Genomic DNA, 22,720 nt, shown 5'->3' on the forward strand with positions numbered 1-22,720 from the left:
GCTCCACTCACTCGCTGGCGACACCGTGGATCGGACGGATCGTACTCCAGCTCTTGCAGCTGGGGCATTGCCAATGATGTGCCTTGGCGCCGAAACCGCAGCGGCTGCAGCGATACATCGCCTGGCCTTCCAGCAACTTGCGGGTCAGGTCGCGCAGGATCAGGAAGTTCTCGCGCGCCTCGCCCTGGATCTTGTCCATGGTGGCGTCGATCAGGGCCATCAGCCCACGCACTGACGGCCGCTGGCGCAGTTGCGCGGTGAGAAAGTCGATCGCCGCCCGCTCGCCGTCGCGCTGCCGGTACAGGTGGGTCAGCGCCAGCACCGGCGAGACGCCGTGGTAGCGTCCGAGCATGTCGTGCAGGAAATTCTCGGCACGCTCCATCTGTTGCGAGCGGGCATAGCTGTTGAGCAGCGGCGGCAGGATATCCGGGGTGAACGCGATGTCGGCCTTGATCGCCGCCTCGTAGGCCGTCACTGCTTCGGCATGCTGGCCATCCTCGGACAGCAGGCGACCGGTCAACATGAAGGCACGCACGCATTCGGGCTGGCACTCGAACGCCTGGCGCAGGTAGTCGCGCGCCTCGGCGCGGGCACCATGCTGGCGCGAGCGGTCGGCCAGCTCGCAGTAGAACTGGGCGATCATCGGCGCCTCGTCCTCGCCGGTCATCACCTCCAGCCGCCGCGCGTGCTCGATCGCCTTGTGCCAGTCGCGCTCGTGCTGGTAGATCGCGATAAGGTGGCGCAGCGCCGACGGTGCGTGCGCGTCCATCGCCACCAAGTCGGAGAACAGCGCCTCGGCGCGATCCAGCAGGCCGGCGCGCATGTAATCCTCGCCCAGCTCCAGCAGGGCTACCGTTTTCATCGCGTCGGTCAGGCCCGGTCGCGAGACCAGATGCTGGTGCAGCCGGATCGCCCGGTCCACCTCGCCGCGGCGACGGAACAGGTTGCCCAGTGCCAGGTGGGTCTCGACCGTGTCGCGGTTGTATTCGGCCAGCTTGAGGAAGACCTCGATCGCCTTGTCCTGCTCCTCGTTGAGCAGGTAGTTCAGACCGCGGAAGTAGTCCGAGGACAGCTCACTGACTTCGGCGCCGGAGCGGCGCGCACCGGCCTGGCGGGAGGCCCACCATCCCAGCACGAATGCAGCCGGCACCAGCGGAACCAGCACATACAGGAGATTCATGGCCTGGCCGACAGCTTCTTGTCCGCGCGCGGTTGCCGGCGGCGCTGGCGCATGCTCACGCCCAGCCACGCGGTGAGCCCGCCCAGCAGCCAGCCGATCACCAGTGCGCCGAGCAGGGCGGCTCCCTTGGGCAGTTGCAGCCGGACGAACGCGAAGTCGTAGCCGACCAGGTCGGCATTGAGCGCGCCCAGCACGACGCCGGCGGCGATGAAGATCACGAGGATGATGATGGCGAGCAGTCGCATGGCCGAGACTTTACCCGATTGCTCGTGACAGGCACAGGCTGCATGGATCATGCATGCGGCGACGATTCATGGCGGGCCCGCGGCCGCTGCGGATCGCGCGCAACAAAAAGGCAGGACCGACTCGCGTCGCCTGCCTTCGATCAGTTTTCCTGCGTGGTGGCCGGGATATCAGGCAGTCTCCTGCTCCAGATCCTGGTTGACGCGCTCGCGCAATTCCTTGCCCGGCTTGAAGTGCGGAACGTGCTTGCCGGGCAGCGCCACGGCTTCGCCCGTCTTGGGGTTGCGCCCCATGCGCGGCGGCCGGAAATGCAGCGCGAAGCTGCCAAAACCACGTACTTCGATGCGTTCGCCGTGAGCCAGGGCATGGCTCATCTGCTCGATGACACTCTTGACGGCCATCTCGACATCCGCGAATGCAAGATGGGTCTGGCGCCTGGCGAGCGCCTCGATCAATTCGGATTTAGTCATGGGCCCCAATGTCCGTGACATGAAACAACGGGGCGACGGCGTTGGCCGCCGCCCCGCGTCAGGCTGGTATCGACGATCAGTCGGCCTTGTTGAACTGCTCCTTGAGCAGCGCACCAAGCTTGGTCGTGCCGCTGGCCGCGGACGAGTAATCCACCGACGTATCGGGCGCGTCTTCCTCGTCCTTGGCGCGGATCGAGAGCGCCAGCTGGCGACCCTTGCGATCCATGCCGGTGAACTTGGCCTCGACCTTGTCGCCCACCTTCAGGTGCTGGGTGGCGTCGTCGATGCGCTCCTTGGCGATGTCGTTGGCGCGCAGGTAACCCTCCACGCCCTCGCCCAGGTCGATCACGGCGCCCTTCGCATCGACTTCCTTGACGGTGCCGTTGACGATGCTGCCGCGCGGATTCGCCGCCATGAATTGGCCGAACGGATCCTGCTCCATCTGCTTGATGCCGAGGCTGATGCGCTCGCGCTCCGGGTCCACCGCCAGCACCACGGCCTCGATCTCGTCGCCCTTCTTGAAGTTGCGCACGAGGTCTTCGCCGGACATCTGCCAGGAGATATCGGACAGGTGCACCAGGCCGTCGATGCCGCCGTCCAGGCCGATGAACACGCCGAAGTCGGTGATCGACTTGATCTGGCCGGAAACCTTGTCGCCCTTCTTGTGCATGGCGGCGAACGCTTCCCACGGGTTGGAACGCGTCTGCTTGATGCCCAGCGAGATGCGGCGACGCTCTTCATCCACGTCCAGCACCATCACTTCGGTCTCGTCGCCGACCTGCACTACCTTGGCCGGGTTGACGTTCTTGTTGGTCCAGTCCATCTCGGACACGTGCACCAGGCCTTCCACGCCCGGCTCGATCTCGACGAAGCAGCCGTAGTCGGTGACGTTGGAGACCTTGCCGAACAGGCGGCTGCCGACCGGGTAGCGGCGGGCGATGGCGACCCACGGGTCGTCGCCCAGCTGCTTCAGGCCCAGCGAAACGCGGTTGCGCTCCTTGTCGTACTTCAGCACGCGCACGTCCAGCTCGTCGCCGACGTTGACGACTTCGGACGGATGGCGCACGCGCTTCCACGCCATGTCGGTGATGTGCAGCAGGCCGTCGATGCCGCCCAGATCCACGAACGCGCCGTAGTCGGTGAGGTTCTTGACCGTACCCTTGACCACCGCGCCCTCGGTCAGGCGCTCCAGCAGCTTCTCGCGCTCCTCGGAGAACTCGGTCTCGACGACGGCACGGCGGCTGACCACCACGTTGTTGCGCTTGCGGTCGAGCTTGATGATCTTGAACTCGAGTTCCTTGCCCTCGAGGTAGGTCGGCTCGCGCACCGGGCGCACGTCGACCAGCGAGCCCGGCAGAAACGCGCGGACATCCTTGATGTCGACGGTGAAGCCGCCCTTGACCTTGCCGGAGATCATGCCCTTGATGGTCTCTTCCTTGTCGAACGCCTGCTCCAGGTCGTCCCACACCATCGAGCGCTTGGCTTTCTCGCGCGACAGCTTGGTCTCGCCGAAACCGTCTTCCAGGGCTTCGAGGGCTACCTTCACCTCGTCGCCAACCTGCACCTCCAGCACGCCGTCCTCGCTCTTGAACTGCTCGATCGGGACGATGCCTTCGCTCTTCAGGCCTGCATTGATCACGACGACGTCGTTGCGGATTTCCACGACGATGCCGGTGACGATGGCGCCGGGCTTCAGCTTGGAGATGGCCTGCTGGCTCTGTTCAAACAGTTCGGCAAAACTTTCAGTCATGTTGATTCCATAGTGGGAAAAGACCTTGGGCCATGCACGTGGTTGGGTGCGCGCACAAACTTGCCGGTCCACCGGTTGGGGGTGTTTCGGGTGGTTCCTTCCGAACCGACCGTCAGCACCGTTGGTCAAAACCCCCTGCCACGGCAGGGGCACAGAAACCGCCGCGCGATCCAGTCAGGACCGCACGACGGCCAATACTTTCGCGACGACCTCGTCGATACCCATCCCGGTGGTATCCACCAGCACGGCATCTTCAGCAGGCTTGAGCGGTGCAACCGTGCGTGATGCATCGCGGCTGTCACGCGCTTCAATTTCTCGCTGCAGGCCGGCAAGTGTAACGCTGAGTCCCTTTTCCTTCAACTGCTTATAGCGCCTTTTCGCCCGCTCGGCGGCGCTCGCGGTGAGGAAAACCTTGTACGCCGCATCCGGGAAGATCACCGTGCCCATGTCGCGCCCGTCGGCGACCAGCCCGGGCGCCTTGCGGAAGCCGAGCTGCAGCGCCACCAGGGCCTCGCGCACCGGCGGCATCGAGGCGATCGCCGAGGCCGCCGCACCGGCGGTCTCGGTGCGCAATTCGTCAGTGGCGTCGTGCCCATTGACGATCACCCGGGTCTCACCACCGTCGCTGGCCGCGCGAAAATGGATCTTGGTGCCCTGTGCGCAGCGGGTTATCGCCTCCACGTCCGACAGGTCCAGCCCGGCCATGCCGGCGGCGTAGCCCACGGCACGATACAGCGCCCCGGAATCCAGCAGCCGCCAGCCCAGCCGCTCGGCCACCAGCGCGCTGATGGTGCCCTTGCCCGACCCCGACGGCCCGTCGATCGTGAGTACGGGGACAGCGGGGGCATGGCTCATGGAAAGATCCTGACAATGATGGCGAAAGCAGCCAGTTTACCGCGTTGACCCCACCGGGGACGCGTGCTATCTAGCCCGTCTACTTGCCTGCAAGCCATGCCCGATCTGCCTTATGACCGACCTTCGCCGCGAGTTCGACCAGGCTGCCAAGGACATCCAGCGATTGGCCAGGCGCCCCGACAACGACACCTTGCTGAAGCTCTACGCGCTCTACAAGCAGGGCTCGGAGGGTGACCTCAAGCGTACCCAGCCGGGTTTCTTCGACTTCGTCGGTACCGCCAAGCACGAGGCCTGGGCGCAGCTGAACGGCGTCCCCGAAGAAGAAGCCATGCGCCGCTACATTGCGCTGGTTTACCAGTTGCTGGCCTGATCCGGGCCGCCCTACTCACGCAGCGCTTGCTTTCAAACGCCGAACACCGGCACATTCATACGATCGTTTGAGTCTCGTGGGGATCGCATGAATTATCCGAACCTGTTCGCCCCGCTCGCTCTGGGCCACGTCACCCTGCCCAACCGCATCCTGATGGGATCGATGCACACCGGGCTGGAAGACAAGGCCCGCGACTACGACAAGCTGGCCGCGTATTTCGCCGAACGCGCCCGCGGCGGCGTGGGCCTGATGGTCACCGGTGGCATCTCGCCCAGCATCGAGGGCTGGCTGAAACCGTTCGGCGGGCGCCTGACGATGCCCTGGCACAAGCCGCGCCATCGCAAGCTCACCCATGCCGTGCACGCCGAGGGCGGGCGCATCTGCCTGCAGATCCTGCACGCCGGCCGCTATGGCTATCACCCGTTGTCGGTGGCGCCGTCGAGGATCAAGTCGCCGATCACCCCGTTCACGCCGCGGGCGCTGTCCGCGCGCGGCGTGGAGCGCACCATCGGCGACTTCGTGCATTGCGCGCGGCTGGCGCAGGACGCCGGCTACGACGGCGTGGAGGTGATGGGCTCGGAAGGCTATCTGATCAACGAGTTCATCGCCGCGCGTACCAACCGGCGCAACGACGCCTGGGGCGGCGACGCGGCGCGGCGCATGCGTTTTCCGGTCGAGATCGTGCGCCGCACGCGCGAGGTGGTGGGCCGCGACTTCATCATCATCTACCGGCTGTCGATGCTCGACCTGGTTGAGGGCGGCCAGGACTGGAGCGAGATCGCCACCTTGGCCAGGGCGATCGAGGCGGCCGGCGCCAGCATCATCAACACCGGCATAGGCTGGCACGAGGCGCGCGTGCCAACCATCGTCACCAGTGTGCCGCGCGCCGGCTTCGCCTGGGTCACGCAGAAGCTCAAGGGCGAGGTATCGATTCCGCTGGTCGCCACTAACCGGATCAACATGCCGGACGTCGCCGAACGCATCCTCGCCGAAGGCGAGGCCGACATGGTCTCGATGGCGCGTCCGCTGCTGGCCGACCCGGCCTGGGCGAACAAGGCCAAGGCCGGGCGCAGCGAGCGCATCAACACCTGCATCGCCTGCAACCAGGCCTGCCTCGACCACGTGTTCCAGAACAAGCGCGCCAGCTGCCTGGTCAACCCGCGCGCCTGCCACGAGAACGAGCTGAAGGTCGAGCCAGCCAGCGTGCGCAAGCGCATCGCCGTGGTCGGCGCGGGTCCGGCCGGCATGGCCTGCGCCGCCACGCTGGGCGAGCGCGGCCATACGGTGACCCTGATCGACCAGGCCAGCGAGATCGGCGGCCAGTTCAACTACGCCAAGCAGATTCCGGGCAAGGAGGAGTTCCACGAGACGTTGCGCTATTTCCGCCACCAGTTGGACGACACGGGCGTCGAGGTCCGCCTCGGCCAGGTTGCGGATGCCGCCTCGCTGCGTGCCGGCGGCTATGACGAGGTGGTGATCGCCACCGGCATCACGCCGCGCCCGGTGAGCTTTCCCGGCAGCGACGATCCGCGCGTGCTGGGCTATCTCGACGTGCTGGCCCGGCACCGGCCGGTAGGTGCCAGGGTGGCGATCATCGGCGCCGGCGGCATCGGCTTCGACGTGGCCGAGTTCCTGGTCGAACACGCGCCCTCGCCCACCACCGACGTCGCCCGCTGGACCCGCGAATGGGGCGTGGACATGCAGTTGCGACAGCGCAGCGGCCTGCAACCGCCCCAACCGGAGGCACCGGCGCGGCAGGTCTGGCTGCTCCAGCGCAGCGAGGGTCGTCCCGGTGCGCGGCTCAACAAGACCACCGGCTGGGTGCATCGGGCCACGCTCAAGGCGAAACAGGTAACCATGCTGGGCAAAGTCGGCTACGAACGTTTCGACGACGATGGCCTGCACGTCACCGTCGACGGAAAACCGCAGACTCTGCCGGTCGATCACGTGGTGGTGTGTGCCGGCCAGGAACCGAACCGCCGGCTGGCCGACGAACTGATCGCCGCCGGCATGAAGGTGCACGTGATCGGCGGCGCCGACGTGGCCACCGAGCTGGACGCCAAGCGCGCCATCGCCCAGGGCACCCGCGTGGCCAGCGAAATCTAGGTTCAAGCATGCTGGTGCACCGACAGCGCCGCCTTCTGGCAGCGCTGTCGGTCATGGAAAGAAAAGCGCCCCGCAGGGAAGACGCATCGACATGGGTTCAGGGGGGGAGTTGAACCAGATGTCGTATTTAGCGTCGCTGCGGGGCGAGGGCCGCCGCCACTAGGGGGGAGGGGAAGTGGCGGGACGAGAGTGATTTTATGATCGACCCAATAAAGTATCTAATATATATTTAGCGCCGCATTAATTTGAAATAGCTATATGTTTGACCTTCGCCAGTTGCGCTATTTCGTGGCCGTCGCCGAGGAGCTCAGCTTCACCCGCGCCGCGCTGCGCCTGCATCTTTCCCAGCCGCCACTGTCGCAGCAGATCCAGTCGCTGGAACAGGACCTGGGCGTGCGCCTGCTGGAGCGCACCAAACGCAGCGTGGCACTGACCGAGCCGGGCCGGGTCTTCCTGGAGCAGGCGCGGCAGATCCTGGCCAAGGTCGACGAGGCGCGCAGCCAGGTGGTGGCTGCCGCCGCGGGCTACAGCGGCCAGTTGCGGCTGGCCTATACCGTCTCGGTCTCGTTCCATCCAGCCATGCCGCAAGCCCTGCTGCGCTTTGGCCAGATCGCCCCCAACGTGCGCCTGCAGCTCAGCGAGATGTACACCGAGCCGCAGTTCGCCGCCCTGCTCGCCGGCCAGATCGATGTCGGCTTTGTCCGCGACGAACCGGTACATGCGCAGGACGCCCGCGATCTGCGCATAAGTGTGATCGATCGCGAGCCCTTGCTGCTGGCGCTGCCCGCCGGGCATCCGCTGGCCGGCCGCAGCAGCCTGCGCCTGGCCGAAGTGGCCGGCGACGCGTTCGTGTCGCAACCGCGCGAACTCGCCGCCACGCTCTACGACCGGTTGGTGAAACTGGCGACGCGGGCCGGTTTCCAGCCGTCAATCACCCAGCACGCCCAGCAGATCAACGGCCTGCTGGCCCTGGTGGCGGCCGGCCTGGGGCTGGCCCTGGTGCCGGCCAGCATGCGCACCGTGCGCCTGGCCGGGGTTTGCTACGTGCCGCTGGAGGATCCTGATGCCTTTCTGCTGTTGGCCGTGGCCTGCAGGGCCGGCGACCCCTCCCCCGCCCTGCAGCAATTCCTGAGCACGGTGGCGCAAACGGTCGTCGCATCGGACTTGTGACAAAGCGTACGGCTCGCTATACTCGCGTGCTTACATTTTTTAGTCTAGTGTCAGGAGCTGGCCGTGAAGGTGCTTAACTCGTTGAAGTCCGCCAAGACGCGGCATCGCGACTGCAAGGTTGTGCGTCGTCGCGGCAAGGTGTTCGTGATCTGCAAGAGCAACCCCCGTTTCAAGGCTCGCCAGCGCTGAATCCAGTCTGTCGATGCCATGAAAAAGGCCGCGCGAGCGGCCTTTTTCATGGGCGTCCTTCCAGCTTCCGGCGGCGATGCCACCGGCGCCGGGAGAACTGCGGTCACTCGTAGCGGACGTCGATGATCTCGTAGTGCTTGACGCCGTTTGGGGCGGTGAATTCGAAGCTGTCGCCGGCGCTCTTGCCGATCAGCGCGCGGGCGATCGGCGAGGACACCGCGATCAGGCGCTGCTTGATGTCCGCCTCCAGGTCACCGACGATCTGGTAGGTCACCGTAGCGCCGGAGTCCTCGTCTTCCAGATCCACCGTGGCGCCGAATACCACGCGGTTGCCCGGATTCAGCCGGGCAATATCGATGACCTCGGCGGTCGACAGCAAGGCCTCCAGCTGGGCGATGCGACCCTCGGTAAAGCTCTGCAGCTCGCGCGCGGCGTGATACTCCGCGTTCTCCTTGAGATCGCCGTGGGCACGGGCCTCGGCAATCGCCGCGATGATGCGCGGGCGGTCGACTGACTTCAGCCGCTCCATTTCGGCACGCAGGCGCTCGGCACCGGCTTTGGTGATGGGGGGACGACTCATGCGCCGAGTTCCTTGTGCAGTTCCTGCAGGCTGTGTACTTCACCGTCGCTGTGGAAATCCAGCGAATGCACGAGTGCGCGGGCACCTGCCACCGTGGTGGAATAGGTGACGCGATGCTGCAGCGCCTCGCGCCGGATCGAGAACGAGTCGGCGATCGCCTGCTTGCCCTCGGTGGTGTTGACGATATAGACGATCTCGCCATTCTTGATCAGATCGACGATGTGCGGGCGGCCCTCGAGCACCTTGTTGATCCGCTCGCAAGCCACGCCATGTTCGGCCAGGTAGCTGGCGGTACCGGCAGTAGCCACCACGCTGAAGCCCCGCGCCACGATTTCCCTGGCTACCGGCAGCAGGCGGTCCTTGTCGCCGTCGCGCACCGAGAGGAACGCCTTGCCGACCGTCGGTGCCTTGATCCCGGCCGCTTCGTGCCCGCGCGCGAACGCCGCGCCGAAACTGCGGCCCACGCCCATCACTTCACCGGTCGAGCGCATCTCCGGCCCGAGGATCGGGTCGACATTCTGGAATTTCAGGAACGGGAAGATCGCCTCCTTCACCGAGTAGTACGCCGGGATCACCTCGCGCGTCGCACCCAGACTGACCAGCGAACGCCCGGCCATCACGCGGGCGGCGATCTTGGCCAGCGGCACGCCAGTGGCCTTGGACACGAACGGCACCGTGCGCGAGGCGCGCGGGTTCACTTCCAGGATGAATACCGTATCGCCCTGGATCGCGAACTGCGTATTCATCAGGCCGATGACCTTCAGCTCCTTCGCCATCGCGCTGACCTGGCGGCGCATTTCGTCCTGGATTTCCGCGCTCAACGAATACGGCGGCAGCGAGCAGGACGAATCGCCCGAATGCACGCCTGCCTCCTCGATGTGTTCCATGATGCCGCCGATCAGCACGGTGCCTTCGGCATCGGCGATCACGTCCACGTCGACCTCGACCGCGTGGTCGAGGAAGCGGTCCAGCAGCACCGGTGAATCGTTCGACACCTTCACCGCATCGCGGATGTAGCGCGAAAGGTCGGCGTCGTCATGCACCACTTCCATCGCACGGCCGCCAAGTACGTAGCTCGGCCGCACCACCAGCGGGTAGCCGATCTCGCGGGCCAGCGCCAGCGCCTCGTCGGCGTTGCGCGCGGTGCGGTTCGGTGGCTGCTTCAGGCCGATCTTCTCGATCATGTGCTGGAAGCGCTCGCGATCCTCGGCCAGGTCGATCGAATCCGGACTGGTGCCGATGATCGGCACGCCGGCCGCTTCCAGCGCGCGCGCCAGTTTCAGCGGAGTCTGTCCGCCGTACTGCACGATCACGCCCTTCGGCTTCTCGACGTGGACGATTTCCAGCACGTCCTCCAGCGTCAGCGGCTCGAAGTACAGGCGGTCGGAGGTGTCATAGTCGGTCGACACGGTCTCCGGATTGCAGTTGACCATGATGGTTTCATAACCATCCTCGCGCAGCGCCAGCGAGGCATGCACGCAGCAGTAGTCGAACTCGATGCCCTGACCGATCCGGTTCGGTCCGCCGCCGAGCACGATGATCTTGTCGCGACCGGTGGGCAGCGCCTCGCACTCTTCCTCGTAGGTCGAGTACATGTAGGCGGTGCTGGTGGCGAACTCGGCCGCGCAGGAATCCACCCGCTTGTACACCGGGCGCACGCCGAGCGTGTGGCGCAGATGGCGTATCGCGGCCTCGTCGGTGCTCAGCAGCTCGGCAATGCGTGCGTCGGCGAAGCCGAGCCGCTTGAGTTCGCGCAGGCGCGGTGCGTCGAGCGCGGTGATGCCCTGCCGGGTGACCTCCGCCTCGGTCAGCACGATGTCCTCGAACGCGGCGAGGAACCACGGGTCGACCCGGCTGAGGTTGAACACTTCTTCCAGCGACAGCCCGGCGCGGAACGCATCAGCCAGATGGAACACGCGATCGGGCCGCGGTTCGCGCAATTCCCGCTTGAGCACGGCCAGCCCGTCATCGGTGCCGATATCCAGGCCAGTCGGATTGAGGCCGGTCTTGCCGATCTCCAGGCCGCGCAAGGCCTTCTGCAGCGACTCGTGGAAGCTGCGCCCGATCGCCATCACTTCGCCAACCGACTTCATCTGCGTGGTCAGGCGCGCATCGGCCGTCGGGAATTTCTCGAAGGCAAAACGTGGAATCTTGGTGACCACGTAATCGATCGACGGCTCGAACGACGCCGGGGTCAGGCCGCCGGTGATGTCGTTCTTCAATTCGTCCAGCGTGTAGCCCACTGCCAGCTTGGCAGCGATCTTGGCGATCGGGAAGCCGGTCGCTTTCGAGGCGAGAGCAGACGAACGCGACACACGCGGGTTCATCTCGATCACGACCACGCGGCCGTTCTCGGCATTGATGCCGAACTGCACGTTGGAGCCGCCGGTGTCCACGCCGATCTTGCGCAGCACGGCGATGGAGGCATCGCGCAGGCGCTGGTATTCCTTGTCGGTCAGCGTCTGCGCCGGCGCCACGGTGATCGAGTCGCCGGTGTGCACGCCCATCGGATCGAGGTTCTCGATCGAGCAGACGATGATGCAGTTGTCCGCGGTGTCGCGGACCACTTCCATCTCGAATTCCTTCCAGCCCAGCACGGATTCCTCGACCAGCACCTCGCTCGTCGGCGAAAGCTCAAGGCCGCGCTTGACAATTTCCTCGAATTCTTCGCGGTTGTAGGCAATGCCGCCGCCGGAGCCGCCCAGGGTGAAGCTGGGCCGGATCACGGTGGGGAAACCGACCTTGGCCTGGGTTTCCAGCGCCTGCTCGAAGGTGCGCGCGATGGCGGCCTTCGGGCATTCCAGCCCGATCTCGGCCATGGCCACGCGGAACAGCTCGCGGTCCTCGGCCATGCGGATGGCTTCGCGCTTCGCACCGATCAGCTCGACGTTGTATTTCTCCAGCACGCCATGGTCGGCCAGGTCGAGCGCGCAGTTGAGGCCAGTCTGGCCACCCATCGTGGGCAGCACCGCGTCCGGGCGCTCCTTGGCGATGATGCGCTCCACCGTCTGCCAGTTGATCGGCTCGATGTAGACCGCGTCGGCGGTATCCGGGTCGGTCATGATCGTGGCGGGGTTGGAGTTCACCAGGATCACCCGGTAGCCCTCCTCCTTCAGCGCCTTGCATGCCTGCGCGCCGGAGTAGTCGAACTCGCAGGCCTGGCCGATCACGATCGGGCCGGCGCCGATGATGAGGATGCTCTTGATATCGGTACGCTTGGCCATTTCAGCGGGCCTCCTGCATCAGTGCAGCGAAACGTTTGAACAGATAGCCGATGTCGAGCGGACCCGGGCTCGCCTCCGGATGTCCCTGGAAGCAGAACGCCGGGCGATCGGTCAGCGCGAAACCCTGCAATGAACCGTCGAACAGCGAGGTGTGCGTGACGCGCACGTTGGCCGGCAGCGTGGCCGGATCGACCGCGAAACCATGGTTTTGCGAGGTGATCAGCACGCGGCCGTCGTCCAGATCCTTTACCGGATGGTTTGCGCCGTGATGGCCGAACTTCATCTTCAGCGTCTTGCCGCCCAGCGCCAGGCCCATCAGCTGGTGGCCGAGACAGATGCCGAACAGCGGGATCTTCGCCTCGAGGAACTGGCCGGTCGCCGCAATGGCGTAATCGCAAGCCGCCGGATCGCCGGGGCCGTTGGACAGGAACACGCCATCGGGTTTCATCGCCAGTACCTCGGCAGCGGGCGTCTGCGCCGGCACCACGGTGACCTCGCAGCCCTGCTCGGCGAGCAGGCGCAGGATGTTGAGCTTGGTGCCGAAGTCGTAGGCAACCACCTTGAAACGCATCGCGGGCTGATTGAACGTGGTGCGGTCGAGGTCATACACACCCTGGTTCCACACATACGACCGGGTGGTGCTGACCACCTTGGCCAGATCCATCCCGTTCAGGCCGGGGAACGCGCGCGCGCTGGCCAGCGCCGCCCCGGCGTCGACCTGCTCACCCGCCACGATGCAGCCAGCCAGCGCGCCCTTGTCGCGCAGGATGCGGGTCAGCCGGCGGGTGTCGATGCCGGCGATCGCCACGGTGCCGTGGCGCTTCAGGTAATCCGACAGGCTTTCGGTGCTGCGCCAGCTGCTGGCCCGGCGCGGCACGTCGCGCACGATCAGGCCAGCGGCATGCACCGCAGTGGATTCGACGTCTTCGGCATTGATGCCGGTGTTGCCGATGTGCGGATAGGTCAGCGTCACGATCTGGCGAGCGTAGGAAGGATCGGTGAGGATCTCCTGGTAGCCCGTCATCGCGGTGTTGAAAACCACCTCGCCAACGGTTTCGCCAAGGGCGCCAACGGCGTGACCGTGAAACACGCTGCCATCTTCGAGGGCCAGCAGGGCAGGAATAGGCATCAGGGTAACCGCCTTTTGGATGCAGCAAAGTCCGCAAGCCGCACGATTGCTGGCTTGTGGAGTTTGGTAGGAAAGAAAATCGGGCGGGTGGAAATGATAAGCGGCAAGGCCGTTTCTGTCCACCTTACGAAACATGAATCCGGCGATTTTCCGCACTTTTGTGCCGATCGGTCGGCGCTACACTAGGCCACATTTTGCCGGAGTCCGATGCCCCATGAGTGCTGCCGTTCTGCTCGATCCCGCCCGCCTTGATCGCCCGGATACCACGGTTCAGCACCAGCCTTTTCCGTTCATGATGGCGCATGGCCAGTTGCCGGACGAGCTGCGCGGCGACCTGGATCGGGACTTTCCGCGCTACGCCAGCGCCGGCTTCTTTCCCTACGATCCGGCCGACTGCGGCCCAAGCGTCAATGCGCTGATCGAGAACATGACCGCACCGGCGTTTGCCCGCGCCGTCGGCCAGCGTCTGGGAATCGACCATCTCGACCAGTACCCGACCCTGGTGACGCTGTGCCGCCTGCTCAACAAGCGCCACGGCACCATCCATACCGACAGCAAGTCCAAGGTGGTCACCGCTCTGATCTACCTGAATCCGCAGTGGCCGGACACCAGCGACGGCTGCCTGCGTTTCCTGCACAGGATCGACGACATCGACAGTGTCGTGGTGCCGGAACTGGCGCCGCTCTACGGCGAGTTCGCCGTGTTCAAGCGCTGCGAAAACTCCTTTCACGGCCACCTGCCCTACGAGGGCGAGCGGCGGGTGATCCAGGTGGCCTGGCTGACCAGCGAAGAAGAGAAGCGGCGCAAGACGAAGCGCGGCAAGTTCTCGCGCGCGTTCAAGAAACTGTTCGGCCGCCTGGATACCCAACTTGGCGCCGGGCGCGACCGCAACGCCTCGCACCCCGACTGAAGCGACGGACCGCTGGTGAAGCCGGCCGCGCCGGCTTCGTGCCTCTGCCGATCCGTCTCGTCGCACCCGGACTTGTCGGTCGACCGGCTGCACGCCACGCGCCGCTGCCGGCGCGCGACCTGACAGGGATGGCTCAAGGCAACGTGGCGATCACGTCGTCCAGCTGCCACTGGCCAGCTGGCCGGTCCGCCAGCCGATGCGCCGCGTGCAGGGCGCCGCGCGCGAAGATCAGGCGGTCGGTGGCGCGATGCGCCAGCTCCAGTCGCTCGCCCTGCCCGATCAGCATGGCGGTGTGCTCGCCCACGATGTCGCCGCCGCGCACCACGGCAAAGCCGATGCTGCCTTCGATCCGTTCGCCGGTGCGACCTTCCCGGCTGTAGACCGCTGCCGCGTCCAGCGTAGTGTGACGTGCCACCGCTGCCGCCTGGCCGAGCGCCAGTGCGGTGCCGGACGGCGCGTCCTGCTTGCGGCCGTGATGCGCCTCGACGATTTCCAGATCCCAGTCCGGCAGCGCCGCTGCCGCCTCGCGCAGCAGGCGCGTCAACACCGCCACGCCGAGACTGAAGTTGGCGGCGCGCAGGATCGCGATGCGCCGGGATGCATCGGCCAGACGTGCTTCGAGCGCAGCGTCGACGCCGGTGGTGCCGCTGACCAGTGCCGTGCCGTGTGCCAGGCAGTGATCGAGCGCCAGCGCCAGCGCGGCCGGACTGCTGAAGTCAATGATGACGTCGATCGGCGGCGCCTGCGTCCAGTCATGCGCATATCGCAAGGCAGCCGCCGCGAAACCCGGCACGGGCTGGCTGTCATGGATCGAACCGGGCGACACCACCGCGTGCACCAGTTCGAAACGGGCGTCCTCACCGAGCAGGTCGAGCAGCGCACGCCCCATGCGGCCGGAAGCGCCGCTAAGGGCAACACGAAGGGGGCGGGTCATCAGCAGCGCACTCCAAGGATCGGGCCGTACATGCTAACCGTGTGACGGGATTTACGCGGTGACCTTGGACCAGAATTTCTTCACGCCGTCGACCCAGCCCTTGGCGCGTGGTGTGTGCTTGCCCGCGTCACTGCCGTCGAAAGTGGCTTCCAGTGATTCCAGCAACTCGCGCTGCTGCTTGGTCAATCGCACCGGCGTCTCCACCACCACGCGGCAGATCAGGTCGCCGTGACGGCTGCTGCGCACCGACTTGACACCACGTCCGCGCAGGCGGAACTGGGTACCGGTCTGGGTTTCCGGTGGGATGCTGACCGGCACTTCGCCTTCCAGCGTGGGCACCGGCAATTCGGCGCCCAGCGCCGCCTGTGAGAAACGGATCGGCAGTTCGCAATACAGGTCGTTGCCGTCGCGCTGGAAAATGTCGTGTTCGCGCACGCGCACCTCCACATACAGGTCGCCGGCCGGCGCACCGGCCGGGCCGGCTTCGCCCTGCCCGCTCAGGCGAATGCGATCGCCATTGTCGACGCCCTCGGGGATCTGCACTGACAGCGTGCGGGTTTCTTCCAGGCGGCCTTCGCCATGGCATTTCCTGCACGGCTTCTCGATCGCCTGGCCGCTGCCGCCACAGTGCGGGCAGGCCTGCTGGATCGAGAAGATGCCGTTCTGCATGCGCACCTGGCCATGGCCGTTGCAGGTCTTGCACTTGCTGACCTTGCCGTCCTCCGAGCCGCTGCCGTTGCAATGCTGGCAGTTGACCTGGGTCGGCACTTCGATCTGCCGGCTGATGCCGAACACAGCCTCTTCCAGGTTCAGCTCGATGATGTAGCGCAGGTCGGCGCCGCGGCGCGGGCGGCCACGCCCGCCGCCGTTGCGGCCGAAGATGTCACCGAAGATGTCGCCGAAGATGTCGCCCATGTCGCCGAACCCGGCGCCACCGCGACCGCCCATGCCGTTTTCGAAGGCAGCGTGGCCGTGCTGGTCATACATCGCGCGCTTCGAAGTGTCGGACAGGATTTCATAGGCCTCCTTGGCCTCCTTGAACTTGTCCTGCGCGGAAGGATCGTCCGGGCAGCGGTCCGGATGGTATTTCATCGCCAGTCGGCGGAAGGCCTTCTTCAGTTCGGCTTCGCTGACGCTGCGCTCGACGCCCAGCACCTCGTAGTAGTCACGCTTGCTCATTCATCCATCCACACTGCTGTCATCACCGGCCGGCAAAGTCGTAGGTTCCACATGCCCAATCAACAGACAGCCCGTGCCGGGGTTTCCCGGCACGGGCTGGTTCATCGGCCGTGCCGACAATGCTTGCCGATTACTTCTTGTCGTCCTTCACTTCGGTGAACTCGGCGTCGACCACGTCGTCGGGCTGGGCCGAGCCGCCCGGTGCGGATTGTGCACCGGCATCGGCCGCGCCACCACCCTGCGCAGCGGCGTGCAGCGCCTGCGCCACCTGCTCCAGCTTCTCGACCTTGGCCTCGATCGCGGCCTTGTCGTCACCGTCCTTGACCTTCTCCAGGTCGGACAACGCGCCCTCGATGCTGCTGAGCTGGTCGGCCGGCACCTTGCCGCCGTGCTCCTTCAGCGCGCTGCGGGTGGCGTGCACCAGCTGGTCCGCCTTGTTGCGGGTGGCGACCAGTTCGTGGAACTTCTTGTCCTCTTCCTTGTTCGCCTCGGCGTCGGCGACCATCCGCGCGATCTCTTCCTCGGACAGGCCCGAACCGGCCTTGATCTCGATCTTCTGTTCCTTGCCAGTCTTCTTGTCCTTGGCCGACACGTGCAGGATGCCGTTCGCGTCGATGTCGAAGGTGACCTCAATCTGCGGCATGCCACGCGGCGCAGGGTCGATGCCCTGCAGGTCGAACTTGCCCAGCGACTTGTTCGCGCTGGCTCGCTCGCGCTCACCCTGCAGCACGTGCACGGTCACTGCGGTCTGGTTGTCGTCGGCGGTGGAGAAGGTCTGCGACGCCTTGGTCGGCACCGTGGTGTTCTTCTCGATCAGCTTGGTCATCACGCCACCCATCGTCTCGATGCCCAGCGACAGCGGGGTGACGTCGAGCAGCAGCACGTCCTTGACCGAACCCCCCAGCACGCCGCCCTGGATCGCCGCGCCCACGGCGACGGCCTCGTCCGGGTTGACGTCCTTGCGCGGTTCCTTGCCGAAGAAGTCCTTCACCGCTTCCTGCACCTTCGGCATGCGGGTCTGGCCGCCGACCAGGATCACGTCGTCGATGTCGGCCACGCGCAGGCCGGCGTCGTTCAGCGCGGTGCGGCACGGCTCGATGGTGCGCTTGACCAGGTCTTCCACCAGCGCCTCGAGCTTGGCCCGGGTCAGCTTGATGTTCAGATGCTTCGGGCCGGACGCGTCGGCCGTCACGTACGGCAGGTTCACGTCGGTCTGGTGGTTGGAGGACAGCTCGATCTTGGCGCGCTCGGCGGCGTCCTTCAGGCGCTGCAGCGCGAGCGGGTCCTTGCGCAGGTCGATGCCCTGCTCCTTCTGGAATTCCTCGACCAGGTAGTCGATGACGCGCATGTCGAAGTCTTCGCCGCCGAGGAAGGTGTCGCCGTTGGTGGCCAGCACTTCGAACTGCTTCTCGCCGTCGACCTCGGCGATCTCGATGATCGACACGTCGAAGGTGCCGCCGCCAAGGTCGTACACCGCGATCTTGCGATCGCCGCCCTTCTTGTCCAGGCCATAGGCCAGCGCGGCCGCGGTCGGTTCGTTGATGATGCGCTTCACGTCGAGGCCGGCGATCTTGCCGGCGTCCTTGGTCGCCTGGCGCTGGCTGTCGTTGAAGTACGCCGGCACGGTGATCACCGCCTCGGTGATCGTCTCGCCGAGATAATCCTCGGCAGTCTTCTTCATCTTCATCAGCACTTTCGCGGCGATTTCCTGCGGCGCCATCTTCTTGCCGTCGGAGGTCTGCACCCAGGCGTCGCCGTTGTCATGCGCAATGATGCCGTAGGGCACGATGTGCAGGTCTTTCTGCACTTCCTTGTCGGTGAACTTGCGGCCGATCAGGCGCTTCACCGCGTAGAAGGTGTTCTTCGGGTTGGTCACGCTCTGGCGCTTGGCCGAGGCACCCACCAGCACCTCGCCGTCCTTGGTGAAGGCGACGATGGAGGGCGTGGTGCGATCGCCTTCCGAGTTCTCGATGACCTTGGTCGTGCTGCCGTCCATCACGGACACGCAGGAGTTGGTCGTGCCCAGGTCGATGCCGATGATCTTGCCCATGTGATTGCTCTCCGAATTTTGCTTGCGGCCCCCGCGGCCGCGATGGTTTCCAGATGGGGGTCTGCCTTGGCGATTCAATGCCGGCAAGGCCCCGGATGCGATTTCGTGCTGTTCGCCGTCGCGCCGTTCAGGCGGGCGCCGGCATCGGTGCCACTCAATCCTTTGCCACCGCGACCAGCGCGGGGCGCAGCAGGCGATCGTTCAGTACATAGCCCTTCTGTAGCACGCTGACCACGGTGCCTGGCGCCTGGCCTGGCGCCTCGACCATGCTCACCGCGTGGTGACGTTCCGGATCGAGCGGCTGGCCCAGCGGATCGACCTGCGCCATGCCGTGGTTCTCGGCCACTTTCAGCAGCGCCTTCAGGGTCAGGCCGAGGCCTTCGCGCATCGAGGCGACGTCGCCGCCCTCCACGGCCAGGCCGCTTTCCAGGCCGTCGTAGACCGGCAGCAGTTCGCTCAGCAGTTTTTCGTTGGCGAAACGGCGGGCCTGTTCCAGGTCGCGATGCAGCCGACGACGCTGGTTTTCGAGTTCGGCCTTTTCGCGCAGCACGGTCTCGCGCAACTCGGCGTTGCTTGCCTCCAGCCCGGCCACGCGCGCCTGCAGGGTTTCCAGCTCCGTGGTCGACGATTCACCCGGCTGGCCCTGGACTGGCGTATCGCCAGGCGACTGCGGATCGTTGTTCTGCATGCTCACTCCAAAAACAGTTGTCATGGCCAGCATGCATGCCGGCCGCCCTGGAAAAATTCGCGAGAAACCCGCTCCCGCTGCGGTTATAGGGTCGTGGCGGCGCGATTCAAGGCGTCGCTGAGCAATCCGGCGGTGGCCTGCACCACCGGGATCACCCGCTCGTAGGCCATCCGGGTCGGGCCGATCACGCCGACCGCGCCCAGCACGCGTCCCTGCGCGCCGTAGCTGGCGGTCACCACGCTGCAGCCGTCGAGGGCAGTGAAGCCCGACTCCTCGCCGATGAACAGCCGTACGCCCGGCGCCCGGGCGCAGACTTCCATCAGCTGCAGCAACTCGTTCTTCTGCTGGAATGCCTCGAACAGCTCGCGCAGGCGTTGCATGTCGGCCAGTTCGGAATAGCCCATCAGGTTGGTCTGGCCACTGACCAGCACATCCGGACCGCTCGGGCCACTTGCCGGCGGCGCGAACGAGGCGGTGGCCAGTTCCACCGTGCTGGCCAGCAACTGGTTCAACTCGCTGCCGGCCTTGCGCACTTCGGCCAGCAGGTGCGCGCGGATATCGTCCACGCGCAGACCGGCGAAGTGGCTATTCAGATAGTTCGCCGCCTGCTCCAGCTCGCGGCCGTCGAGCGGCCGGGCCAGTTGCACGATGCGGTTCTGCACCTGGTTGTCGCTGAACACCAGGATCACCAGCACCCGCGCACCCGGCAACGCCACGAAGTCGATGTGCCGCAGCGGGAAATCGGCCTGGCGCGGCACCGTGACCACGCCGGCGAAATGGGTCATCGCCGACAGCAGGGTGGAGACATTGCCGAGCAGGTCACGCGTGGTGGTCGGGCCCGGCGGCAGCTCGCGCTGCAGGCGGGCCATGTCCGCGTGCGGCAGCGGCTGCAGTTCGATCAGGCTGTCGACGAACAGGCGCAGGCCACGCGGCGTGGGCACCCGCCCCGCCGAGGTGTGCGGCGAAGCGACCAGGCCGGCATCCTCGAGGTCGGCCATGATGTTGCGGATCGTCGCCGGGCTCACGTCCAGGCCGGACGAACGCGACAGCGTGCGCGAGCCGACTGGCTCACCGTCGACCAGGTACTGGGCGATCAGCGTGCGCAGCAGGCGGCGTGCGCGTGCGTCGAGGTCGTGGCCATGCGGGTTGATCATGCGTCTGTAGCGGTCCTTGAGACTCGACAGAAATAAGGTCTGCGCGCGCAGCTTGCAAGTGGAATGATGTCTTGCGCTACCGGGCTGCCGCTACAATCCCGTCACTCCATCAGCAGCCTGCCCATGCTCACTTCGCTCTACGTCCGCCACTTTGCCGTCGTCGAAGCCGCCGAGGTTGTCTTCGGCCCGGGCCTGACCGTGGTCAGCGGCGAAACCGGCGCCGGTAAATCGCTGCTGGTCGATGCGCTGATGCTGCTGGCCGGCGCCCGTGCCGACAGCGGCATGGTACGCGCCGGCAGCGATCGCGCCGAACTGGCGGCCGAGTTCGACCTGGCCGAGCTGCCCGCCGCGCGCGACTGGCTGCAGCGCGAAGAGCTGGACGAGGACGGCGGCTGCCAGCTGCGTCGGGTGATCCGCGCCGAGGGCAGCTCCAGGGCCTGGATCAACGGCCGCCCCGCGAACGCCCGCCAGCTCGGTGAACTGGCCGCGCTGCTGGTCGAGATCCACGGCCAGCACGAGCATCAGGCGCTGTTGTCGCGCTCGCACCAGCTGACCCTGCTCGATGCCTACGCCGGTCACGACGAGCTGCTGGCGCAGGTGCGCGACAGCGCCGTGCAATGGCGCGAGCTGGGCGCGCGCATGCGCAAGCTCAGCGGTGGCGACGACCGCGACCAGCGCATCGAACTGCTGCGCCATGAAATCGGCGAGCTGGAAAAATGGGTGCTGCCCGCCGCCGAACTGGCCGAACTGGAAGCGAACCACAAGCGCCTCGCCAACGCCGGTCGGCTGGCCGAAGGTAGCGCCGGCGTGGTCGAGCTGCTCGACGGCGACGGCGAATTCGCGTTGCGCCGCGCACTCGGCCGGGCGCACGCCGAGCTTGGCAAGCTGGCCGCCCTCGACGACAAGCTGAACCCGCTGCTGGAACTGCTCGACAATGCCGGCATCCAGCTCGGCGAAGCCGCCGACGGCCTGGCGCGCTACGCGCAGGACGTCGACCTTGACCCGGAGCGCTTCACCGAGGTCGACAATCACCTGGCCCGCCTGCACGAGCTGTCGCGCCGGCATCGGCTGCCGGTGGCCGAACTGCACGACCGGCTTGCCACCCAGCAGGCCGAACTGGCCGAGCTCGAAGGGGCCGGCGACGCACTGGAGCAACTGGCGGCACAGCGCCAGCGCCTCCAGGATGATTACACCAACGCGGCGGGCAGGCTCAGCGAGGCACGCGCGACGGCCGCCATCCGGCTCGGCGACGAGGTCAGTGTGCTGATGACGGAACTGGGCATGGCTGGCGGCTTGTTGCGCGTCGAACTGGAGCCGGTCGGTGGCGACGAGCCGGACCCGCAAGGCGGGGAGCGCTGCGAGTTGCTGGTCAGCGCCAATCCCGGTCAGCCACCGCGGCCGCTGCGCAAGGTTGCCTCCGGTGGCGAGCTGGCGCGCATCAGCCTGGCGATCGAGGTGGCCACCCTGGGCAAGGACACCATCGGCAGCATGATCTTCGACGAGGTCGACACCGGCATCGGCGGCGCGGTCGCCGAAGTGGTCGGGCAGAAACTGCGTGCGCTGGGCACCCAGCGCCAGGTGCTGTGCGTCACCCACCTGCCGCAAGTGGCCGCCCAGGGCCACGCGCACCTCAAGGTCAGCAAGCACAGCGACGGCGAGGCCACGCATACGCAGATCGAAAGGCTAGATGCCGCCGGTCGCCGCGATGAACTGGCGCGCATGCTCGGCGGCGTCGAGATCACCCGCGAGACGCGGGCCCACGCGAAGCAGATGCTGGAGCGGGCGCAGACTGCCTGATGCGCGGGCGATCCGGTCACCCGGCCGGCGACAGCATCCCGCGTTCGCTCGCCATCCGGTACAGGTCCAGTTCCGAGCCGGCACCCAGCTTGCCCATCAGGCTCGCGCGATGGATATAGACCGTCTTCTGGCCGATCCCCAGTTCCGCCGCCACCTGTTTCGGCGCGCGACCACCGGCCAGCAGCAGGAACACATCGCGTTCACGTGCGGTCAGCCGGTTGATCGGATCCAGCGCCGCATCCGGCTGCTCGGCCCGGCGCTGGCGCAGGTCCGAGCTGAGAAAACACTCGCCCTGCATCACCGCACGCAGGCCGGCCACCAGTTCCTCCGGCGCCACACCCTTGCTGACGTAACCGCTGGCGCCGCGGCGCAGTGCCTCGGACACGTACGGTTCGCCATCATGCATGCTCAACACCACGACGCGGGTTTGCGCATGGACGCTGAGCAGGTGTTCGATCAGCGGCAAGCCACTGCCATCGGGCAGGGACAGGTCCAGCGCCACCAAGTCAGGGCGCCAGTGGCCTACCGCCTCGACCGCATCGTCGGCGCTGCGGCATTCGGCCACCACATCGAGATCGGACTCCATCTCGATCAGCCGCTTGAAACCCTCGCGAACGATGGCATGGTCATCGACCAGAACGATGCTGTACATCCCGCTACTTTACACAGTGATTTCACTGTTATGTACATCCGGCTTGCCGGCGGCCAGGCCGGCCACCGCGACGCAGTGCACATGTAACAT

General features: G+C 66.1%; 20 protein-coding genes. 6 read left to right on the top strand and 14 right to left on the bottom strand.

The window, feature by feature from the left end; genetic code table 11:
• Nucleotides 1-7: 7 nt before the first annotated feature.
• The 5 genes from lapB to cmk form a co-directional block, all read right to left on the bottom strand.
• Nucleotides 8-1,180 (bottom strand): lipopolysaccharide assembly protein LapB, encoded by a 1,173-nt coding sequence (lapB, locus tag IMW82_RS03350; protein WP_108472837.1) that lies wholly within the window; start codon nucleotides 1,178-1,180, stop codon nucleotides 8-10.
• Nucleotides 1,177-1,425, bottom strand: a complete 249-nt coding sequence (locus IMW82_RS03355; RefSeq protein WP_108472838.1) for a LapA family protein — start codon at nucleotides 1,423-1,425, stop codon at nucleotides 1,177-1,179. Before IMW82_RS03355 ends, lapB begins: the two co-directional genes overlap by 4 nt.
• A gap of 168 nt (nucleotides 1,426-1,593) precedes the next feature.
• Nucleotides 1,594-1,893, bottom strand: coding sequence for an integration host factor subunit beta (locus tag IMW82_RS03360; RefSeq protein WP_108472839.1), 300 nt, complete (start codon nucleotides 1,891-1,893; stop codon nucleotides 1,594-1,596).
• Nucleotides 1,894-1,969: 76 nt separating this feature from the next.
• On the bottom strand, nucleotides 1,970-3,643 hold the full coding sequence (gene rpsA / locus IMW82_RS03365) for a 30S ribosomal protein S1 (protein ID WP_007508277.1): 1,674 nt from the start codon (nucleotides 3,641-3,643) through the stop codon (nucleotides 1,970-1,972).
• Nucleotides 3,644-3,817: 174 nt separating this feature from the next.
• On the bottom strand, nucleotides 3,818-4,498 hold the full coding sequence (gene cmk / locus IMW82_RS03370; protein ID WP_199909879.1) for a (d)CMP kinase: 681 nt from the start codon (nucleotides 4,496-4,498) through the stop codon (nucleotides 3,818-3,820).
• A 112-nt stretch (nucleotides 4,499-4,610) separates the two neighbouring features.
• Between cmk and IMW82_RS03375 the strand changes: the two genes are divergently transcribed.
• The 4 genes from IMW82_RS03375 (at nucleotide 4,611) to ykgO (ending at nucleotide 8,333) form a co-directional block, all read left to right on the top strand.
• Complete coding sequence (locus IMW82_RS03375) at nucleotides 4,611-4,868, top strand: acyl-CoA-binding protein (protein WP_108472840.1); 258 nt, start codon at nucleotides 4,611-4,613, stop codon at nucleotides 4,866-4,868.
• 87 nt (nucleotides 4,869-4,955) lie between these two features.
• Entirely contained in the window at nucleotides 4,956-6,974 is a 2,019-nt protein-coding gene (locus IMW82_RS03380; RefSeq protein ID WP_108472841.1) for an NADPH-dependent 2,4-dienoyl-CoA reductase, read from the top strand.
• Nucleotides 6,975-7,232: 258 nt separating this feature from the next.
• A complete protein-coding gene (locus tag IMW82_RS03385) occupies nucleotides 7,233-8,144 on the top strand; it encodes a LysR family transcriptional regulator (RefSeq protein WP_108472842.1) in 912 nt (303 codons plus the stop codon).
• Nucleotides 8,145-8,207: 63 nt separating this feature from the next.
• Nucleotides 8,208-8,333 carry a type B 50S ribosomal protein L36 gene (gene ykgO / locus IMW82_RS03390; protein ID WP_091238229.1) on the top strand — a complete coding sequence of 42 codons (126 nt, stop codon included), beginning with the start codon at nucleotides 8,208-8,210 and terminating at the stop codon, nucleotides 8,331-8,333.
• Nucleotides 8,334-8,436: 103 nt separating this feature from the next.
• Here ykgO and greA read toward each other — a convergent pair whose 3' ends face one another.
• From greA to carA, 3 genes are read right to left on the bottom strand one after another with little or no spacing between them, the layout of a single operon-like run.
• Complete coding sequence (gene greA, locus IMW82_RS03395) at nucleotides 8,437-8,913, bottom strand: transcription elongation factor GreA (RefSeq protein ID WP_108472843.1); 477 nt, start codon at nucleotides 8,911-8,913, stop codon at nucleotides 8,437-8,439.
• Complete coding sequence (carB, locus tag IMW82_RS03400; RefSeq protein ID WP_108472844.1) at nucleotides 8,910-12,137, bottom strand: carbamoyl-phosphate synthase large subunit; 3,228 nt, start codon at nucleotides 12,135-12,137, stop codon at nucleotides 8,910-8,912. The genes greA and carB overlap by 4 nt, the downstream gene beginning before the upstream one ends.
• 1 nt (nucleotide 12,138) lies before the next feature.
• Nucleotides 12,139-13,266, bottom strand: coding sequence for a glutamine-hydrolyzing carbamoyl-phosphate synthase small subunit (gene carA, locus IMW82_RS03405; protein WP_108472845.1), 1,128 nt, complete (start codon nucleotides 13,264-13,266; stop codon nucleotides 12,139-12,141).
• A gap of 214 nt (nucleotides 13,267-13,480) precedes the next feature.
• Here carA and IMW82_RS03410 point away from each other — a divergent pair, with 214 nt between their 5' ends.
• The gene (locus IMW82_RS03410; protein WP_108472846.1) at nucleotides 13,481-14,176 is read left to right on the top strand and encodes a 2OG-Fe(II) oxygenase; all 696 of its coding nucleotides are present in this window, start codon (nucleotides 13,481-13,483) and stop codon (nucleotides 14,174-14,176) included.
• A 133-nt stretch (nucleotides 14,177-14,309) separates the two neighbouring features.
• On the opposite strand, the gene dapB is transcribed toward IMW82_RS03410, so the two are convergent.
• The 5 genes from dapB to hrcA all read right to left on the bottom strand — a co-directional run bounded on the left by dapB (nucleotide 14,310) and on the right by hrcA (nucleotide 20,181).
• The gene (gene dapB, locus IMW82_RS03415) at nucleotides 14,310-15,110 is read right to left on the bottom strand and encodes a 4-hydroxy-tetrahydrodipicolinate reductase (protein ID WP_108472847.1); all 801 of its coding nucleotides are present in this window, start codon (nucleotides 15,108-15,110) and stop codon (nucleotides 14,310-14,312) included.
• A 51-nt stretch (nucleotides 15,111-15,161) separates the two neighbouring features.
• A complete protein-coding gene (gene dnaJ / locus IMW82_RS03420) occupies nucleotides 15,162-16,289 on the bottom strand; it encodes a molecular chaperone DnaJ (RefSeq protein WP_108472848.1) in 1,128 nt (375 codons plus the stop codon).
• Between the two features lie 130 nt (nucleotides 16,290-16,419).
• Nucleotides 16,420-18,339 carry a molecular chaperone DnaK gene (gene dnaK / locus IMW82_RS03425; protein ID WP_108472849.1) on the bottom strand — a complete coding sequence of 640 codons (1,920 nt, stop codon included), beginning with the start codon at nucleotides 18,337-18,339 and terminating at the stop codon, nucleotides 16,420-16,422.
• A 154-nt stretch (nucleotides 18,340-18,493) separates the two neighbouring features.
• The gene (gene grpE / locus IMW82_RS03430) at nucleotides 18,494-19,027 is read right to left on the bottom strand and encodes a nucleotide exchange factor GrpE (protein ID WP_108472850.1); all 534 of its coding nucleotides are present in this window, start codon (nucleotides 19,025-19,027) and stop codon (nucleotides 18,494-18,496) included.
• An 83-nt stretch (nucleotides 19,028-19,110) separates the two neighbouring features.
• Nucleotides 19,111-20,181, bottom strand: a complete 1,071-nt coding sequence (gene hrcA / locus IMW82_RS03435; protein ID WP_108472851.1) for a heat-inducible transcriptional repressor HrcA — start codon at nucleotides 20,179-20,181, stop codon at nucleotides 19,111-19,113.
• 123 nt (nucleotides 20,182-20,304) lie between these two features.
• Between hrcA and recN the strand changes: the two genes are divergently transcribed.
• Nucleotides 20,305-21,978, top strand: coding sequence for a DNA repair protein RecN (gene recN / locus IMW82_RS03440; protein ID WP_108472852.1), 1,674 nt, complete (start codon nucleotides 20,305-20,307; stop codon nucleotides 21,976-21,978).
• A 16-nt stretch (nucleotides 21,979-21,994) separates the two neighbouring features.
• Here recN and IMW82_RS03445 read toward each other — a convergent pair whose 3' ends face one another.
• Nucleotides 21,995-22,630 (bottom strand): response regulator transcription factor, encoded by a 636-nt coding sequence (locus IMW82_RS03445; RefSeq protein WP_108472853.1) that lies wholly within the window; start codon nucleotides 22,628-22,630, stop codon nucleotides 21,995-21,997.
• Nucleotides 22,631-22,720: the final 90 nt, after the last annotated feature.

The organism is Rhodanobacter sp. B2A1Ga4 (assembly GCF_018101315.1).
Taxonomy (GTDB): Bacteria; Pseudomonadota; Gammaproteobacteria; order Xanthomonadales; family Rhodanobacteraceae; genus Rhodanobacter; species Rhodanobacter thiooxydans_A.